Genomic DNA, 20,066 nt, shown 5'->3' with positions numbered 1-20,066 from the left:
AGTTTACTTATCAATATTAAGCAAATATTGATATTACTAACGCTCCAACTAAACCTGTTACACCTACGATAGTTTCCATAACTGTCCAAGTTTTTAAAGTTGTCTTCTCATCTATATCGAATAGAGATTTAACTAACCAGAAACCTGAATCGTTAACGTGAGACATTATTGTTGCTCCACCAGCTATAGCCATAACTATTGCTGCTAAGTGTAATTGAGATAAAGCTGCTACTTCTGGCATTGCTGCTACGATACCAGCTGCCATTGTCATAGAAACTGTTGCTGAACCTATAGATATTCTTACTGCTCCAGCGATTACGAATGCTACTAATACTAGTGGTAAGCTGCTGCTTGCTACTGCATTTCCGATAACATCACCTAATCCTGAATCTTGAAGCATATATCTTAACACTCCACCACCAGCTGTAACAAGTAATACCATACCTGCTGGCTCAAGAGATTTAGTCATAACTTTCTCTAATTCTTCACGAGTAAATCCATGTCTAAGTCCTAGTAATATCATAGCTACTACAGTTGATATTGTTAAAGCTATGAATGGAGTTCCTAAGAATGCAAATACTGGCTGCATTGATTCTAAAGCTGGTATTTGCTTAGAAGCTGTGTTAAGTAATATTAATACTAATGGTATTAATATTATAGCTACAACTGTTCCGAATGAAGGTAACTTTTCATTCTTCTTTATTTCAGCTCCTTGCTCTAAGAAAGCTTTTGGAACTGGTACGTGGATTTTTCCACCAATATACTTACCGAATAATGGTCCTGCTACGATCATAGCAACAGTACCTACCACAGCACCTACTCCTATAACGTATCCAAGCTCAACGTTTAACATTCCTGCAACAAGAACTGGACCTGGAGTTGGTGGTATAAACGCATGCCCTACTGCAAGACCAGCAAGTAATGGTATTGCATAAGTAAGAGTTGATTTATTAGTTTTTCTAGCAAGTCCAAATGCTAGTGGTATAAGTATGATAAGACCTGCATCAAAGAATACTGGCATACCGATAACTAAACCTGTGATACCTAAAGCCCAAGCAGCCTTACTATCACCGAATTTACTAACCATTGTCTGAGCAATTGTTTCTGCTCCACCTGTTACCTCAAGTATAGCTCCAAACATGGATCCTAAACCTACAAGTAATGCTATTCCTGATAGAGTATTACCTACTCCCTTTTCAATTGTGCTTACGATACCTGGTAATGGCATTCCTGCTACTACTCCGATGATAACTGCACTGATTACGATTGATATTACTGGTTGTAACTTAACTTTAATTATTAGGAATAAAAGTATTGCCATTCCTAATACTGCTGCAAGTATTAATCTCTCTGGAGATGCTACAAAACCTTCCATTTTAAAATCGCTCCCATCCTTTAGAAAATATTATTATTTCATATATCCACCCAACATTGGGGATACAGCATTTCTTGAGAAGATACTTAAGATACCTGATTTATATTTTTCCTCTTTTGGTACCCATTTAGCCTTACGCTCTTCTAGAACTTTAGCTACTTCTTCTGCACTACATCTTTCACCATTGATTCCAACAATCTCAAGAACTCTTTCCTCAATGTTGATTTCAATTAAATCATTCTCTTCAACAAGAGCAATTGGTCCACCCTCTGCTGCTTCTGGGGATATATGACCTATAGCTGGTCCTCTTGAAGCTCCTGAGAATCTTCCATCTGTAAGTAAAGCTATGCTTGCTGATAATTCTTCATCTGAAGCTATTGCTTCTGTTGTGTAGAACATCTCTGGCATTCCACTTCCCTTAGGCCCTTCATATCTGATTATTACAGCATCTCCAGGTCTGATAACCTTCTTGATTACTGCATCAATTGCTTCCTCTTCACTATCGAAAGGCTTAGCTTTAAGAACAGCTTTATGCATTTCTTTTGGTACTGCTGAGTGCTTAACTACAGCTCCACCTGGTGCTAAGTTTCCTTTAAGGATTGCAATTGTACCATCTTTTCCTATCGGATTGTCGTATGGTCTTATAATATCTTCTCTCTTTAAGCCAGTTTTAGCTAAATGAGCATAACACTTTTCGTAATATCCATTTTTCTTAAGATCTTCAAGGTTTTCTCCTAGAGTTTTACCTGTTACAGTCATAACATCTAAGTGAAGCTTATCCTTAATTTCTTCCATGATTGCAGGAACTCCACCAGCATAGTAGAAGTACTCTGCAGGCCACTTACCAGCAGGTCTGATATCTAGAAGGTAGTGTGCTCCTCTATGTAATCTATCAAAGTATTCAGCATCTAATTCTATTCCAAATTCATGTGCTATTGTTGGTATGTGCAGTAGTGAGTTACTTGAACCTGATATAGCAGCGTGAACCATAATTGCATTTTCAAAAGATTTCATTGTTACCATATCTCTTGGTAATAAGTTCATTTTTGCAAGGGCTACTGCTTGCTCTCCTGCCTTCTTGGCAAAATCATTTAAATCTTCACAAGTTGCAGGCATTAAAGCACTTCCTGGTAACATTAATCCTAAAGCTTCAGCCATAATCTGCATTGTTGATGCAGTTCCCATGAATGAACATGCTCCACATGATGGACATGCATTGTGCTTATAGTAAGTTAACTCTTCTTCAGTTATTTCTCCTCTTTGGCACATTGCGCTGTACATTCCTATTTGCTCTAATGTAAGTAGGTTTGGACCCGCTTCCATAACTCCACCTGTTATAACTATTGAAGGAATGTTTAATCTTCCTATAGCCATTAAGTGAGAAGGTACCGCTTTATCACAGCTTGATATAAATACTCCAGCATCAAATGGTGTTGCGTTAGCATGAATCTCTATTAATGAAGTTATTGTATCTCTTGATGCAAGAGAATAGTTAATCCCGTCATGTCCTTGAGCCATTCCGTCACAGATATCTGTTGCAAAGAAGCGTGAAGCTTTTCCGCCTTGCTCCCAAACTCCATTTGCTGCACTATTTACGAATTTTAAAAGGTGTGCACTTCCTGGGTGACTATCTCCAAATGTGCTCTCTATAATTATTTGTGGTTTTTCTAAATCATTAACTGACCATCCCATCCCTCTTCTTAAAGGATCTAATTCTGGTGCAATTTTTCTTAATTCTTGACTACGCATAATTTTTTCTCCTTAGCTGTATAATAATAATATTTTATTTAAATAATCCGCCCGATTAATCGTCTGACGTCTGATGTATTTATACTATAACATGAATAGGTTTTCACGTCAATATTTTGAGAATATTTAATTTTAAACTGCAATTACTGCTAAATAGTATAGCTAAACCAGGTATTTTCAACGTCTTCAACCATTTTGATATCCTTTAGACGTATGACATCTCTTTAAAAAAATTATTATTCGATTTTATTTTTTATTATATTTATATAAAAAAGTCATAAAACATACTATGTTTTATGACTTTTACTATCTATCTATTTCATCAGCTTTTTTTAGATTTCTTCTATTATATACTAGGTGTAAATACATTGCATCATGTGCACCCTTTGGATCTTTATTTTTTATAGCTTCAAAAATTTCTCTATGTGTTTCAATCGTTTCCTGTTCTAATGCACTTTTAGTTAGTTCAATAAATATTTCAATAGATTTATCAATTATTGGAATTAGTGTTGCAACAACCTGATTCCTGCTTATCTTTGCAATTTCAGTATGAAATTCAATATCCTTTAATCTATGATTCTTTTTATGTAATATTAACTGCTCAACTTCATCGCATAAGTGTTGCAATCTCTCAATTTCTTCTTCTGTAGCTTTAGTTGCTGCAATGGATGCAATTTCTGGCTCTATCATAAATCTTACTTCTAATAAATCCTGTGCAAGCTTTGCTCTATCCTTAATTAACTCAAGTCCTAGTGGATCATCCGCTACTCCCGCTTTAGATGAAATAAATGTACCTGAACCTCTTTTAACCTCTAACACATTTCTAGACACTAGAGCTTTTATTGCTTCTCTAACTGTACTTCGTCCAACATTTAGTTTTTCAGCTAATTCAAACTCATTAGGTATCTTATCTCCAACTTGTAATTCATTATCCATAATATACTTTGTTATCTCATCTGATACTGTTTCTACTAAAGATTTTTTTTTCTTTGTCAACTCTAGCACCTCCTATCCTAAAATATTATAGCTTAACCAAGTATAAATTTCTACAATTTTACTTTAACTTCTTCAAACTACTTATACTTCTTCAATTACATATATTATTACAAATTACATTTATAATGAACTTCCTAACTCACCAATATATTACTAAAAGATATGGGTTAATAACTTAATATTAACCCATTAACTAAACTACCTTTTTTCATTATTTATTGTATTTGCTACTATTTTAGCACAATCCATTACAATTGAAGCTCCATTACCAGGATGTATGGATGCACCCACATAATATAAATTCTCAATTTTTTTATCCTTTATCTGAGGTCGAAACACCATACTTTGAAAAAACGTATGACCAATTCCAAAGCAACTTCCCATATAATAATTAAAATTTTCCTGAAAATTCTTTGGTGTTGTAATCTTCTGAAATAAAATATATGAACTTAAATTTTTTATTTTCAAGGCTTTTTCTAAAATTTTAATACATAAACTATATAGTTGTATCTTTGTATCATCTTCCCAAGAAATATTTAAATCTTTTAAATTAGGAACTCTAACCATTATATTCATCACTGAATGATTACTATTTTTACAAAAACTACCATCTTTAGCAGAAGGATAGTAGATATACAAAGAAGGATTTTTCGGTAGTTTACCTTCAAAAACCTTTTCTATTTCTATTTTAAAATCTTTGTTTAAATATAAATTATGTATCTCTAATTCCTTAAATTTAATTGATAATCCTAAGTGTATAATAAATGTAGAACATGACAAATCAATATTATTAATATTTTTTTCAAAATTGCTTATTAGTTTAATATCCTCTATGTTCCTATTAAGCAGATTTCGTTGACCATTAATGTAATCTGTATTTAATACTATCTTATCAGCTGGTATAAATTCTTTATCATACATTATGCCCTTAGCATACTTATCCTTAATTACTATTTTGTTTATGAAGGAATTAAAACAAATTTTACCGCCTAATTCCAAAAACAATTTTTGGAGGGCTAGAACATAAGCTGATAACCCTCCTTCAATATGACTTATCCCCTCAATTTGTGAATTGGCAGCTACTGATGTATAAATACTAGGAATCTTATAAGGAGATACCCCCATAAAAAAGGTTTGAAAAAATATAAGTTCTTGAAGTTCTTTAGATTCAACATATCCTTTTACATAATCACCGGCGCTATTTAATACCTTTAATCTTGCTAAAGTTTTTATTGTATCAAAACTATAAACATCACTACTATCTATAAAGGGCCTATTTAGTATCTTGTCTTTTGCAATTAAATACTTATATGATGTGTCAAAAATAAACTTAGTATATCCTTCAACTTCCTTATTATTGATAAAGTTTAACTCCTCTTGAGTTTTAACTAAGTTCGTACTTAAGTTAAATACCTTACCACTATGAGTAAAAACTTTATAATAATTATCCAAAGATATATATTGGAAATATTTCCGTGGATTTATTGCCAAATCACAAAAAATCTTATCATAAGTTAAAGGATTTATTGCTAAAGATGCACTCTCATCTATTTTAAATAGTTCATCATCACTAGTAACATACCTAATGCACCCTCCTGAAAAGTCATTTTTTTCGTATATTTTAACCTCAAACCCGGCATGCTGAAGTCTTATCCCTGTACATAAACCTCCGATTCCAGCTCCAATTATTATAATTCTTTTTCTTTCATTTCTGTTTATATTCAATTGAAAATGACTCATATTTTAATTACCCTTTTCTATACTTCTTTTAAATTAACCGCCTAATGTCACATCTTGATTATTAAACCAATTTATAGCTTTTATAAAATGCAACTCTGAAAACTCTGGCCACATATCATCGATGCAAAAAATATCCGCATAAACTGACTGTACTGGAAGTAATCCTGAAAGTCTCTGTCTTCCTCCTAATCGAATTACTAAATCTATCCTAGAAACTTCCTTAGATTTTAAACTTTCCATTATTGTTTTTCTGTTACGAGAATTAAGTTCCATGGAACTTAAGTCCCATTCCCATCCATAATTAACAAGAAAATTAACTTTAATTTCACCTTTAGCTAAATTAGTTCTAGTTGTATAAGGTAATAACTCTTTAGGAAACATATCTGATTCAGTGTTTCCAACTACAAGCAAAGAAACATTTTCCTTTTCAATAAGCTTTACAGCATCAACACAAGCCTTTGAAAAAGCTTTCACCTGGGACCTTGGTCTCTTGCAGTTGTCTGTGGTAAACCCATAATAGGTAACTTCTTCTACTCCATATTTTTTGCATAATCTCAAAAACAATAAACCTGGGTCTAAGCCATAATTATATCCATCTTGCTTTTCCAACCCATTATTCTGCGCCCATCTTCTATTTCCGTCTGGAATTACTGCTATATGCTTTGGAATTCTCAAAATTAACTCCCCTTTCTTATGTTCCTATTATTGACATAAGAAGTTTGTACCTATTCATTTGTAATGAATTAATATATTAAAAAAATTGTAAAGAGACTGCAATGCAGTCTCTTTACTTCAAATTATGTTTGATATAACATTTAATTTTATCATCACCCGAAGCACTAAAATGCGCGTTAAGTAATCTGTCTAATCCTTCGGTTACATAATAATCCCCATTAATCTCCTCAACTTCTATAGGTTTATCATTATCATTTAAACTACTGGTATGTGAATATTGATCTCGTTGAGCGATTGTAACATTTTTTAGCAATTGACTCTTACTTATCTCTCTTATATCCATCTTAATCTCTTCCTTCTACTGATAATTTAAATTAGCTATATAAACAAACGAAATTGGAAATACAGTTTCTATAAAATCTTTTAACTTCTTGCTTCCATTATAATTAAGGTCTAAATTTCCAATTCCTTCAAAAACTAATTTATTTAAGGTTCTAATATCCTCAATTTCTAGTACTTCTCCTTGAAAAATTAACCTAGTTAATATTAGACATAAACATATATTTTTTATAAATGTCCAATAACAAACATACTCTCACTAAATTAAGTTTTAATTAGTTTAACTAAATATCATCTATTTTATTCTATTCACAATTTCATATCTATACTTTTATATCTGCATTATACCTTTTCTTTTTCTTCATATGTTATATAATACTATTATAATGTTTAATAGGGGAGGTTCATATACTGATGAATAATACATTAACCGCAGAAAATATGAAGAAACTAGAAGAAGAATTAGAATATAGACTAACAGTTAAAAGAGCTGAAATTGCAAAGGAAAAATTGATTGCTGCAGCTCATGGTGATAGATCAGAAAATGCCGAATACAAAGAAGCCTGTGCAAATTATAGAGAGAATGACAATAGAATTCAATATTTGATGACAATGATATCTACTGCAACAATTATTGATGAATCTTCATTAGATAAATCTACCTTAGGAATAAATAGCAAGGCAAGAATAATGTTCATAGATGATGAATTTGATACAGAAATAACCTTAGTAACTACCCTGGATGCTGATCCTGAAAAAATGTTTATCAGTATTGAATCTGATTTAGGAAAAGCCCTTTCTGGCAAAACTACAGGTGATGTGGTAGAGGTTGAAGCCCCAGGTGAAAAGTATTCTGTAGAAGTTCTCGAAATTCTATAGATAGATATTTTAAGTTAATATGTTTATAAAACAAGAGCTGCTTCAAAGAAAATCTTCTTCGAAGCAGCTCTCTTTATTAAAAGGTTTTAACAAAATCTATTATTGCTTTTTCGCAAGCAGCCCTAGCAGTAATACTGGCAAAATTATGATCTCCACCATCAACCTGTACATAAGTTGTATTGTCTCTATTATAGCATTTCAAATACATTTGACATGCTTCTTCATTAACAAGTTTGTCCTCTGTACCTCTCACCAATAACACCTTTTTATCGTATCCCTTTGCACTTGAGAAAGGTTCATAATTATACAGGTCATAATTAAAATCAACATTAAATTTTAAACCTTCTAAATCTGCAAACTGAACACCCTTAGCCTTTAATTGATCTGAACGCTCTTTACATCCAAACCACATTCCGCCACCTGGACACATTAATATTAATCCTATTGGCTGAAGCTTCGGAGCTGCACATGATGCTACATATCCACCTAAGCTTTGACCAGATAAAATTATATGTTCCTTATTCGTTATCTTACTATCAATGATCCAATTATATAAATCCTCAGTATCTTGAAGCTGACCTGTAAATGTCAATTCTTCAAATTCTCCATCACTTTCTCCACAGCCATAAAAGTCGAATCGAGCACAGCCAATTCCTTCCTCCAACAAAACTCTCGATAAGTGAGTATGTGAATTCTTATGTCCAGATTTGCTTCCCCCAAAGCCATGAAGGTTTAATACTATCCAAGGATTTTCAACCCCGTCTGGTAATGTTAATACTCCCCTTAACATTTTACCTTTTCTATTTTTCACCTCTACTAATTGAATCATCTTTCTCCTCCTTGAATTACGCAGCGTTTTTACGCTTTTCTGCTAATGCCTTAAGCATTTCTTCAGTTTTTCTCTTAGTTAAAGGATATATTAATAGTAATGCTAATACCGCTAATAAATATCCTCCAGCATATATTCCTGTGTATGCTTTCCAAAGTCTATTAGTTACTTCTGCAGTTTGTACCGCAGCTTCAACATTATACCCAATGAAAGCTAAAGTAAAGCTTCCTAAACTTGCACTAATTGCTCCAGCTAACTTTCTAAAGAAAGAATAAGTTGAGTATACTATTGCTTCATTCCTTGAACCTGTTTGAAGTTCCTGATAATCAATAGCATCATTTACTAATGCCCATATGAGAACTTGTAAGCCTGAAGCTCCAATATAACAAATTCCATTAATAACTATAAATGCTATTGGATTTGTTATAGGGAATATAAATAATCCTATAAATACAAGCGCTGCAAAGGTACATCCATACATACACCACTCTTTTTTACCAAACTTCTTAGCTACATACTTTGTACCTACAAATGTAATTAATGAATATACTGTGCTTAACATACCAGAAACAGCCATAATCTTAACGTTTCCAAAATAATCTTTATACAAATAAGTATTTAAACTGTTAACAATACTTGCAGCAATCATTCCAACTAAACTTGCAACTATAACTCCAACTAAAGCTTTGTTCTTCCCTATATTCTTTAAAATCTCGAAGTAATTAAACTTTTCTTTTTCAACTTCAGGAAGCTCAACACGCTCTTTACACCATACAGATGTAATCTGTAGACACAAAATACTTATACAAGCACAAATTATTGCAAGTAACAAGAAGTTTGAAGGTACTGGCATATTGTCTTTATATAAGAATAGTGGCCCTGCAATAACTATAACTGTCATGAAAATTGTTCCACCCAAGCTTCTATATCTTGATAAATCTGTACGATGATTTACGTCATCAGTCATAACACTTGATAATGAACCAAAAGGCACGTTTACACAAGTATACATTGCTTCATAGGCAACATAAGTAATTAAAATATAAGCCAGTTTTAACCCATAGCTTAAGTTAGAAACATTTAAAAATCCAATACACATTAATATTCCACAAGGAATTGAAAAGGCTTTAATCCAAGGTACAAACTTTGCACCTTTTTTTGCTTTTTTTGAATCTATTATCGCTCCAATTATTGGGTCATTTACAGCATCCCATAATTTTGTAATAAGCATAATTGTTCCAACATGAATAGGATTTACTTTTAAAACCAAGGTATAAAATACGGTTAAAAACATTGCTCTAAATTGTTCTGTACAACAACATCCAAGGTCTCCCAAGGTATAACCTAATTTGTCTTTCATAGAAAATTCTCTCATTATTCTATTCTCCCCCCAAGAAATTTTAAAACTTAAATAATGCGCGCAATATCTTAAAAGCTTCCTTCCAAAACATTAAAAGGAATAGGTTTACATAATCCAAATCAAAGATTTATATGTTTCCTTAATCCTATTTTCCCACAATTAATCTCTATAACATATACATTTATTGCTTGTATACTACCAAAAATTGATGTAATATTTATGAATAAATGGTATTAATACTGGAGTGAAATTTCTATGTCAAATAAAAAATTATATGCAATAAAAAAATCAATCCATGGCAATGAGAAAAAAAAAGTAGAAATACTTTCAAGCATTTTAAGCTATAAATTTGTTTTAATTATAGGCGGTAATTGTAATATTACCTTTGAAGAAAAGACTTTCAAGGGACAATCAGAAGATATTTTAATCATGAGTCCTGGAAATAAGATTTATCTTGAAGTCTCTAGCAACCGTCCTTTAGAGATTTTTGAAGTTTCCATCTCTTTAGAATATCTAAATAAACTCTCTACCGAAGATATTAACTTCGTTAACTGCTTAAATGTAATGCCCTCTAAATGTGAATTTATCTATGCATCAGCTGAAACATTGCTTCTTCTAAAAAATATTTCTACAACCCTATTAAACTCTGAGTTTAAAGAAAATGAATTTGCACAAGACTTATATGAAAAAAATTTATTAAGTATTTTTATAATTCTCCTTATAAGAGCAGCTATCCGAGCAGAGGCAAAAGAAAAAGCTAAAAAAAGAAGCCGTTCCTTAGTTGATGATTTAATAATTTACATAAAACTTCATATTACAGAAGAAATTCCTCTGGAACGTCTTGAAAAAGTCTTTTTTGTGAGTAAGTATCATATTTCAAGGGAATTTAAAAAGCAAACTGGCATGACAATCCATCGTTACATTGTAAAAAACAAACTCGAACTCTGCAAGAAACTTCTGGAACAAGGAAATTCTGTAGTAGATGTTTATAAGCACTGTGGTCTTGGCGGCTATAACCATATGTTCCGTGCCTTCAAAAACGAATTTGGACTTACACCAATGGAATATTGCAAAGAAATAAAATCTAAAAATATGGAGACAAAATGAAAAAATACAGAAAGGTTATCAGAACCATGAAAATGGCAACTACTAACCTTTCTGTACTTTCTTTAATCTCGTATTATGTCATTCATAAAATGGGAAAAATTCTTTTACTAGATTTTGTGGATAAAATGCCATAAAAACAAAATCTACATCAACTTGTTTTGCAAACTCCACAATGTCTTCTTTATAATATCTAGGGTCAATTAAATATATATCTGAACTCACAGTAGATAAAAATGCAGATAAAGGTACTGTTAATGAGTCTTTAATGAATAGAAACTTAGGCCCATCTAAGACCTCTTTATTTTTTACATGCACAACACCTTGATTCCCATATAAATAAGAAAAATACTTATCTGCCTCTAACGCATAGGTATCCTTTCTAACCCTTAAAGGATAAACAGCTAACAATGCATCTTCAAATCTTCCCTGCAGCTTACTCTCCTGCTCTCCAGTTTTAGCATAAAACTCATAATCAGTTTTAAACTTTGGATAAATAAGAGTAAAATCATCAATACCTGAATAATAAACACCTGCTTTTCTTCCCATGGAGCCAATATACACATTATTATACTTTATAATGTTGTAATTTTCTTTATTTCTATAAAAACCGCTTTCATCTAATTTTAATCCATAATCATCATTTAATTTTTCAACAAGCTTGCCATACTCCCAAAAAACCGTTGGAATCCTCCAGTGGTGATCTGTCTTAAAAAATATTTCATCATCAGGTATCCCTAAATTATTAAGCCCATCCCGCAAATCTATAGTGCTAATATTACTTTTCTTCAGCTCTTCCAAGAAATTATCTGCTGTTTCATTTGCATAATTATAAGGAATCCCTGTTGGAAACTTTGTAATCCCCTCAATATATTTATCTGGTGGCATTAGATATATAAACTTTTTTTGAGAAGTTTCAACATTCTTGCTAAAAGCTATTGTTCTTCTTGCAATCTCTTTAACTGGGTTTGGTTTATCAGCAAAAAATGTATAGTGACTTAAACCTTGTTCATCTTTTATTACTTCAAAGTTTGATTCCTCATTTTTCCCCATAAGCCTTTGAATATATCCATAACCATCAATAAATTTATATCTCTCAAATACATTTTCATTTATAGTTGTTTCTAAATCCTTTATTGTATCTCTCATAGAAGATTTTGAAGTTTTCGCATTATTCAAGCACTCTACAATAGGCTTATATGATACAAATAAATTTAATCCTGAAAATATGAATATAAAAATAATAAATAAAATTGCTGCCATAAAGTTTTTCTTAAAAAATCGATTAACCATATTTCAAGCTCCTATCAAAAGTTAAAATAAATAAACGGATTGTATGCACCCTTTACTAAATAAGAAACACAAATCAAAAATAACAGCATTATAGTGACTGGATAAATATACTCTAAAGTCTTATATCCTTTTGCTTTATTAATAATAAACTTATTAACTCTACGAGCAAAAGGTGTTGATAAAATTGCTGCTGCTATAAAAAACACAAAATATTCCTTAAGAAACATGTATGTATAATTACTCCAAAATCCATTACTTACAAAAGTAAACATGGATTTTATATATTCCCCAGCTTCTATTAAGTTTGGTGCTCTAAATAGAACCCAACCTAAATTCACTATGAACATAGCATATAGATGCTTATATATACTCTTTACTTCAATATCTTCAAAAGAAACTAACTTTTCCATGGCAATGAAAACAAAATTTAATAAGCCCCATAAAATAAAATTCCATTCTGCCCCATGCCATACACCCGTTAAAAGCCATACTACAAATAAATTTCTTATAACTTTATCCTTATTTGCTACCCTTGACCCTCCTAATGGGAAATATACATAATCCTTAAACCAAGTTCCAAGGGACATATGCCATCTTCTCCAAAACTCCGAAATCGACTTAGAAATATAAGGGTAATTAAAGTTTTCTTCAAATTTAAATCCAAATATTAGTCCTAATCCAATAGCCATATCGGAATAACCTGAAAAATCAAAGAAAATCTGGAAGGTATAAGCTATTGATCCAAGCCATGCAAGAGTCATTGGCACACTTCCATTGCTATTCATTGTAAAAATTCTATCAACGATGATGGCCATATTATTTGATATTAATACTTTTTTACTTAATCCTGTTATAAACCTGCAGCATCCAACTACAAATTTATCTAAGGTTTCTCTTCTAAATTTTATCTGCTCTGATACGGTCCTATACCTTACAATTGGCCCAGCTATTAACTGTGGAAATAGTGATATATATAACCCCACATAAAAAGGATTTCTCTGAACCTTTCCATCTCCTCTATATACGTCTATAACATAGGACATGGCTTGAAAAGTAAAAAAGGAAATTCCTATTGGAAGTGGAATACTTGGCACCTTTAGGGTAAAACTCATTATTTCATTAAGGTTTCTTATTACAAAGGCTAAATATTTAAAGATAAATAAACCACCTAAATTTATGATACAGGTTAAAACTATAGTTAAACTCCCCAAAACCTTATTATTTCTACATCTGTGAACTAAAAGTCCTAATAAATAATTTGATAATATTGAACCTATCATAAGAAATACATATTTAGGCTCACCCCATGCATAGAAAAACAAGCTAAAGATCAGAAGAATACCATTTTTTAAAATTACAGAAAAAGAACAAAGATAATAAACTACTAAAACTAAAGGTAAAAAATAAAATAAAAATATTATACTTGAAAATAACATACCTTCACTTCCTTCCTTGTTTTTTTCTCCACGAATAATATAAAATTATAAAAACAATACAAACGACTAATACAATTCCTCTTATACACCATATTGTGATTTCCTTAGTAGAAAACTCATATAAGGTTCCACCAATTGTAGGCATTTCTCCGGTCCTTGGAATTTTCATAACTGTTCCATCTTTTTCAATGAAGTTTTCTGTCCACGACTTTATAAGTTGAACCTCTATCTCTGCAACTTCACCATCATTATTTCTAGCATAAATTTTAATACTCTGTTGCTGCACATCAGTATTAATAACAAGCCTTCCATCCTTTGTTATTGATACCCCTTCTATATAGTCCATATAAAATTCTGCTGCTCCTGATGTTTTGAAAATTGCAATGGACTCTCCTGCAACTGGTATTTGAACAATTAAATCTCCTTCAATGTAAAAACTCATTTGTTCACCTCATCTATAAATACTTCATTTCATCAAATTCATCTTCAGCAATTCCTCGCCCCTTTGAACGTTTGCTCCTTTCAATTGCAGCAATCTCTGCTGACTCATATTGCTTAATCCATAGCTTTAAAAGTTCCAAAAGCTTGGGATTCTGTGCTACTTGTTTATAATTATCTACACGATATAAAAGGATCTCCCTTTCAGCTTTCTCTTCATTTAAATCCTTTTTTCCCCTAACATTATGCTTTATTAATGTAGCATCTATAGTAAATTCCTCATTTAGATGAATTTTAATCTTCTTCCTATCCAACATACTTTTTTTGTTCTTAATTAAAATGTACTCATAATTGAAATTAATCATTGTAATTGTTCCTGCTTCCTCAACCTGAACTCGCTTGTTTAGATTAATCCTTGGAAGCTTTCTGCTAAGCCTTGTTTGTTTATTTTTTCTCTTTAACAAATTAATTCTTAAATCTTCAAAAATACTGCTGTTTTTTTCTAGATGCTTCGGTAAAGCTGGCTCTCTGTCATGAATGATATTTAAAAGCTGTCTATAATCTAACTCTTCTATACTGCTAATTTTAAAAGCATATCTCCATCCATTATTAACTTCTGTTACTTGCACAATTACTGCCCTAAACTCTGTTTTATATCTTATGGTTGAAACTTCACATTTAACAGCTTCGTCATAGGGAATAAACCGTGGTTCCTTAATAATTACAGCAATACCACCTTCAGATATATCCACTGTTGAGCAGTGAATTAATATCTCTTCAAATGAAATTAAGCACTGAGTTTTTATCGGGAATCGCTCCACACTTCGATAATATTCTCTTCCTAGCATAAAGAAAATTGACATTAGTATAGTGTACAAATTCATAATTAACCAAAATAATAAAACACTATACACCGGCGAACCAACCTCAAAGGTCATAACTATACACTTAACTATTGCCGCAATTGAAAAGGCTGCAAATATTGTATGGGGTATTGCTTTTTTAATCTGATACCTCTTTTCAAAAACAGGTCCCTCTTTTCTGGTTACTGAAAATTTCTTCTTTGATATTCCCAAAGTTTCTAAAAATACAACTGGCAGCAAAGAAGGAAATAAAATTGTTTCATAAACATTGGTCCACTTAGTATTTCGAATATTTTTTGAAAGTAGCTTCAGGGAAGCACTGTTTAACAAATGCATTGGAAGCCAAAATATTAAAATCTCGAATAAGCTGGCATTTAAAACCATAATTCCAAATAGGGGTAATAAAATAGGTGAAATTATATAAACAAGTCTTTTAAACCCTGAATACCAATAAGAAATTGCAGACATATAACTTAACTTTTGACCAAAATTTAGGCCCTTTCTAAATAGAATATTTAACTTTCTCCCTGTCTGAATACAGCCTCTGGCCCAGCGTTCTCTTTGTTTTATTAAACTTTGTAAATCTGATGGAGATAATCCTGAAGCATGAATTTCATCAATAGCATAACATCTATACCCTTTACTCTGTATTAGCATTCCTGTTGCAAAATCTTCTGTTATAACTTTTGTATAAAAACCTCCAACTTCTTCGAGAGCTTTTCTAGAAAGAATAGTATTTGACCCACCATAAATTACTGAATTAGTCTTATTTCTTGAAACCTGTATATCCCTGTAGAAATAATCCTGCTCATTAGGAATTCTGTTTTCTGAGAACAAATTATATTGAAATAAATCTGGATTATAAAAACTTTGTGGAGTTTGCACAAAACCTATTTGTTCAAATTTTTCTTCATCAACTTCAGCCTGAGGATTCTCCTTAATAAACTGTTCTTTTTCTAAAAAATAAGGTACACATGCCATTAAAAAGTCATGCATCGGTATCATATCGGCATCAAAGGTTACAATTAGGGGTGAACTAGAATTTTGCATAGCATTATTCAGGTTTCCAGCCTTTGCTCCCTTTCGTTCTGTACGTGTCACATAATTTACCTTTAATTTATCTGCAAGTTCTTTCATTTCATCTCTATTAGAGTCATCACAAATAAAAATATGCACCTTTTTCTTGTCTGGATAATCCATATTAATACAGCCATTAATAGTCTTATATATTAATTCAACTGGTTCATTATATGTTGTAACAAATACATCAATCTCTGGATAAAGGTCTCTATCTATTTGTGGCCTTTCAGGGTACTCCATGCTAAACATAGTTCTGTAATGAATCACAGACTCAAAAAGTCCTATAATCTCTACTGATAATAAAATAATTCCTGCTATCATTGATATAAAACCATAGCCAAAGGGCAACGTGAAAAATATTCTCCATGCTATGTAGATAATTGAAGAAAGAAAGGTACAAATTATAAGAAGCTTATTCTTAAATACTTTTGAGAAAATAGTAATCACCTCTTCACACAGATTTTATCTTAATCTTTAATTACAAACTCCTTTTTTTAGTATTTCTCTATACTATAAATTTATTATTACTGCAAAAATTAAAGGTGCAGATTTCTCTGCACCTCCAAGCTAATTATTCATTATAATGGTCTTTCATCAATAATTTAATTTCATCTTCTTTTAATTCTCTATACTCTCCCTGCATTAAATCTTCATCTAATTTTAGTTCTCCAATGGATACTCTTTTTAAATAGATCACGTAACAGCCAACAGCTTTTAACATTCTTTTTACTTGGTGCTTTCGCCCTTCTGAAATTGTAAGATATCCTGCTACTACAGACTGTTTTTCATTGTTTCCTTTAGCCTTATAAAACTTAACGACCTGAAGCTGTGATTTAAACTCTTTCCATATTCCTTCATGCACAACTTCTATTTTAGCCGGCTTTGTAATTGCTTCATCCTTGCTTATATAAATGCCTTTTTCAAGAAGTTCTTTCTCCTTATCATTTAAACTTCCCAGTGCCCAAAAGAAATAGGTCTTTTTCACATTCTTTTCTGGACTCATAAGCCTTTTATTAAACTCTCCATCATTAGTAAAAAGCAGCAACCCCTCAGTATCCTTGTCCAATCTTCCTACATGAAAAATCCCTTCCATATTTTCTTTTAAAAAATAATCCATTACAGTTTTACAGTTAGAATCTGTTCTGGCTGTAACGCATCCACCTGGTTTATGGAACATATAGTATCTCTTTTTACCAAGTTCAACTATTACATCTTTATATTTAATAACATCCGTTTCTTCATTTACATCAATGGACGGTTCAATTGTGATTTTTCCATTTACTTTAATCAAACCAGCCTTCACATAATCTCTAACTTTTTGTCTTGTGCCAATTGATGACTCTACTAAAAACCTATCTAACCTCATTACTCTTTACCTCATCTTACGTTACTAATTATTTATATAAAAATTACTTTAGCTTTTGCTAAGAAAATAGATTTTATGTGCTTTAACCTCTTAATGCTCACCTTAGTATACCACATTACTACTTTTATAAGCTAAGCATTAATAAATCCATATAAAAGTGGAACACTAATTTTATTGAATTATTATTTATTAAAATACATTGTAAGGGAGAATAAGTATGTCAAAGAAACTGAAGAAAAATATTGGATTCGCTGCAGCAATATCCACTGTTGTAGGTTTAGTTATAGGCTCTGGCGTTTTTTTCAAGCCCCAAGCTATTTACACTGCTACAAATGGTGGACCAGGCCTTGGTATTATAGCTTGGATCCTAGGTGGTTTTATCACCATCATGGGTGGATTAACCGCTGCTGAAATCTCTGCTGCAATACCCAAAACTGGTGGTATGATGGTTTATATTGAAGATATTTACGGAGAAAGATTAGGATTTTTAACTGGATGGATGCAGACAGTTCTATTTTTTCCTGGCACCATAGCTGCCATAGGAGTAATTTTTGCTCAGCAGGCATCAGAATTACTTGGATTTACCTCAGATAATATGAGAGTCGTATTACCAATTGCACTTGGAATAATTTTATTATTAGCATTATTAAACATTATTGGTTCTTCCATAGGAGGAGGTATTCAAACAGTAGCAACTATCTGCAAATTAATCCCTTTAATATTAATTATTATTTTTGGATTCATAAAAGGAAACTCAACATCTATAATCTCTCCTTTAACTGGGCCTGACATAAATGCCTTCAGCGCATTAGGTCAAGTACTTATCGCAACCCTCTTTGCTTATGACGGCTGGATAAACGTTGGTGCATTAGCCGGTGAAATGAAAACTCCAGGAAAAGATCTTCCTAAAGCTATCATTGGTGGATTATCTGTAGTAATGGCCGTATACTTATTAATAAATATCGCTTATCTATGGATTGCTCCAGCCAGTGAACTTGCTAAAGTAACATCTCCTGCAACCTTAGTTGCGAATAAAATATTCGGACCGATAGGAGGTAAAATTATCACTGTAGGTATCCTTATCTCTGTTTTTGGAACCTTAAACGGATATATTCTAACTGGTTCGAGAATCCCTTATGCACTTAGCATACAAGGCTACATTCCAGGAAGTAAATGCTTATCAAAGGTAAATAAAGGTGGTTCCCCTGTTAATGCAATATGGCTTACCTCAATTTTGGCCTGCATATATGCCCTTTCTGGCCAATTTAATCTTTTAAGTGACTTAACCATATTTGCTGTATGGGTTTTCTATACTCTTACCTTTATTGGTGTAATAAAACTCAGAAAAGAAAAACCTGATATGAATAGGCCATATAAAGTACCTTTATATCCCATTATCCCATTCCTAGCAATTTTAGGTGGTCTATTTGTTGTAATTAATCAATTAATAACGGCCCCTTTAATTTCTTCAGGTGGAATAATAATAACACTTATAGGTATTCCAATTTATGCCTATAAAAAGCGTGCAGCATAAAAAATTCTCAAGCAAATGCTTGAGAATTTTTCTATAATATAGTTTTAAATATTAATATACCAACATCTTGACCAATGTCCTTCTTCAACTTCTATGAGCTCTGGTACTTCTGCTTTACATTTATCTGTGGCATACTCACACCTGTTAGAAAATCTACATCCTTTAGGCAATTGAGTTAAATATGGTACATAACCATCTATGGTTTGTAGCCTTCTTTTTTTATCATCAACTCTTGGAATACATTCCATCAGCTTTTTTGTATATGGATTCAGAGGATTATTAAATAATTCCTCATTAGATGTCATCTCCATAATTTTTCCACAATACATTACAATTACTTTATCTGCCATCTCTGCAACAACACCTAAATCATGAGTGTTTAATATTATGGACATATCATTGCTACTCTTAAGATTACGCAGCAAATCTAAAATTTCAGCCTGAATTGTCACATCTAAAGCTGTAGTAGGTTCATCGGCAATTAAAAGCTTTGGCTTACACGCTATTGCCATTGCAATCATTAATCTCTGCCTCATACCACCACTGAACTGATCTGGAAGCTGATTATACCTTTCCTCTGCATCCATAATACCAACAGCTTTCATCAAGTCAATTACAATTGGTTTAATTTCATTTTTTTTATTTTTTTTGTGAATTATCAAGGCTTCCCCTATTTGTTCTCCAACCTTATTCATTGGATTTAAGGTTGTCATGGGATCTTGATAAATCATTGCAATTTCATTTCCCCTAATTTTTCTTATCTCATTTTCTTTTTTCTTTAACAAATCTTCTCCATTAAATATAATTTTTCCTTCAGCAATTTTGCCTGAATAATCAATTAGTCCCATTATGGACAAAGCTGTTACACTTTTTCCGCTACCTGATTCCCCAATAACAGCCATAGTTTCACCTTTATTAAGCACAAAGGATATGCCATCTACCGCTGTACATTTTTTGCCTTCTATATCGAAATATGTTTTTAAATTTTCAACTTCTAGCAGTGCCATACT

General features: G+C 31.9%; 17 protein-coding genes. 3 read left to right on the top strand and 14 right to left on the bottom strand.

The annotated features are described in order from the left end of the window. Positions 1-16 precede the first annotated feature (16 nt). From BN1075_RS13660 to BN1075_RS13635, 6 genes are all read right to left on the bottom strand, one after another. Positions 17-1,375, bottom strand: coding sequence for a GntP family permease (locus tag BN1075_RS13660; protein ID WP_040193772.1), 1,359 nt, complete (start codon positions 1,373-1,375; stop codon positions 17-19). Positions 1,376-1,408: 33 nt separating this feature from the next. Then, positions 1,409-3,124: a dihydroxy-acid dehydratase gene (gene ilvD / locus BN1075_RS13655; RefSeq protein ID WP_040193771.1), complete on the bottom strand. Its 1,716-nt coding sequence runs from the start codon at positions 3,122-3,124 to the stop codon at positions 1,409-1,411. Positions 3,125-3,430: 306 nt separating this feature from the next. Beyond that, positions 3,431-4,120 (bottom strand): FadR/GntR family transcriptional regulator, encoded by a 690-nt coding sequence (locus BN1075_RS13650; protein ID WP_268871545.1) that lies wholly within the window; start codon positions 4,118-4,120, stop codon positions 3,431-3,433. A 198-nt stretch (positions 4,121-4,318) separates the two neighbouring features. Then, positions 4,319-5,845 carry a phytoene desaturase family protein gene (locus tag BN1075_RS13645; protein ID WP_197072320.1) on the bottom strand — a complete coding sequence of 509 codons (1,527 nt, stop codon included), beginning with the start codon at positions 5,843-5,845 and terminating at the stop codon, positions 4,319-4,321. A gap of 48 nt (positions 5,846-5,893) precedes the next feature. After that, on the bottom strand, positions 5,894-6,535 hold the full coding sequence (uppS, locus tag BN1075_RS13640) for a polyprenyl diphosphate synthase (protein ID WP_040193768.1): 642 nt from the start codon (positions 6,533-6,535) through the stop codon (positions 5,894-5,896). A gap of 112 nt (positions 6,536-6,647) precedes the next feature. Next, complete coding sequence (locus tag BN1075_RS13635) at positions 6,648-6,878, bottom strand: hypothetical protein (protein ID WP_040193767.1); 231 nt, start codon at positions 6,876-6,878, stop codon at positions 6,648-6,650. A 410-nt stretch (positions 6,879-7,288) separates the two neighbouring features. Between BN1075_RS13635 and greA the strand changes: the two genes are divergently transcribed. Continuing rightward, on the top strand, positions 7,289-7,753 hold the full coding sequence (gene greA / locus BN1075_RS13630; protein ID WP_040193766.1) for a transcription elongation factor GreA: 465 nt from the start codon (positions 7,289-7,291) through the stop codon (positions 7,751-7,753). Between the two features lie 76 nt (positions 7,754-7,829). On the opposite strand, the gene BN1075_RS13625 is transcribed toward greA, so the two are convergent. Both BN1075_RS13625 and BN1075_RS13620 read right to left on the bottom strand, forming a co-directional pair. After that, positions 7,830-8,582 (bottom strand): alpha/beta hydrolase family protein, encoded by a 753-nt coding sequence (locus BN1075_RS13625; protein WP_040193765.1) that lies wholly within the window; start codon positions 8,580-8,582, stop codon positions 7,830-7,832. A 16-nt stretch (positions 8,583-8,598) separates the two neighbouring features. After that, positions 8,599-9,942 (bottom strand): MFS transporter, encoded by a 1,344-nt coding sequence (locus BN1075_RS13620; RefSeq protein ID WP_456151392.1) that lies wholly within the window; start codon positions 9,940-9,942, stop codon positions 8,599-8,601. Between the two features lie 255 nt (positions 9,943-10,197). On the opposite strand from BN1075_RS13620, the gene BN1075_RS13615 reads away from it, so the two are divergent. Beyond that, a complete protein-coding gene (locus BN1075_RS13615; protein WP_040193763.1) occupies positions 10,198-11,049 on the top strand; it encodes a helix-turn-helix domain-containing protein in 852 nt (283 codons plus the stop codon). Between the two features lie 78 nt (positions 11,050-11,127). Here BN1075_RS13615 and BN1075_RS13610 read toward each other — a convergent pair whose 3' ends face one another. The 5 genes from BN1075_RS13610 to BN1075_RS13590 all read right to left on the bottom strand — a co-directional run bounded on the left by BN1075_RS13610 (position 11,128) and on the right by BN1075_RS13590 (position 17,522). Continuing rightward, positions 11,128-12,339, bottom strand: a complete 1,212-nt coding sequence (locus tag BN1075_RS13610) for an alginate O-acetyltransferase AlgX-related protein (RefSeq protein WP_040193761.1) — start codon at positions 12,337-12,339, stop codon at positions 11,128-11,130. A gap of 14 nt (positions 12,340-12,353) precedes the next feature. Beyond that, positions 12,354-13,775, bottom strand: a complete 1,422-nt coding sequence (locus tag BN1075_RS13605) for an MBOAT family O-acyltransferase (RefSeq protein ID WP_040193759.1) — start codon at positions 13,773-13,775, stop codon at positions 12,354-12,356. A gap of 4 nt (positions 13,776-13,779) precedes the next feature. Further along, a complete protein-coding gene (locus BN1075_RS13600; protein WP_040193758.1) occupies positions 13,780-14,217 on the bottom strand; it encodes a hypothetical protein in 438 nt (145 codons plus the stop codon). A 13-nt stretch (positions 14,218-14,230) separates the two neighbouring features. After that, positions 14,231-16,603 carry a glycosyltransferase gene (locus BN1075_RS13595; protein ID WP_235777807.1) on the bottom strand — a complete coding sequence of 791 codons (2,373 nt, stop codon included), beginning with the start codon at positions 16,601-16,603 and terminating at the stop codon, positions 14,231-14,233. Positions 16,604-16,727: 124 nt separating this feature from the next. Next, positions 16,728-17,522 carry a pseudouridine synthase gene (locus BN1075_RS13590; protein WP_040193757.1) on the bottom strand — a complete coding sequence of 265 codons (795 nt, stop codon included), beginning with the start codon at positions 17,520-17,522 and terminating at the stop codon, positions 16,728-16,730. A gap of 217 nt (positions 17,523-17,739) precedes the next feature. Between BN1075_RS13590 and BN1075_RS13585 the strand changes: the two genes are divergently transcribed. After that, positions 17,740-19,056, top strand: a complete 1,317-nt coding sequence (locus BN1075_RS13585; protein WP_040193756.1) for an APC family permease — start codon at positions 17,740-17,742, stop codon at positions 19,054-19,056. A 44-nt stretch (positions 19,057-19,100) separates the two neighbouring features. Here the strand turns inward: BN1075_RS13585 and BN1075_RS13580 are convergent, their stop codons facing one another. Beyond that, the gene (locus tag BN1075_RS13580) at positions 19,101-20,063 is read right to left on the bottom strand and encodes an ABC transporter ATP-binding protein (RefSeq protein WP_040193755.1); all 963 of its coding nucleotides are present in this window, start codon (positions 20,061-20,063) and stop codon (positions 19,101-19,103) included. Positions 20,064-20,066 lie beyond the last annotated feature (3 nt).

It is taken from the genome of Clostridium culturomicium, assembly GCF_000821305.1.
Classification (GTDB): domain Bacteria; phylum Bacillota; class Clostridia; order Clostridiales; family Clostridiaceae; genus Clostridium_J; species Clostridium_J culturomicium.
Note: the sequence above shows the minus strand (reverse complement) of the source record. Positions and strands in the feature narration are given on the sequence as shown.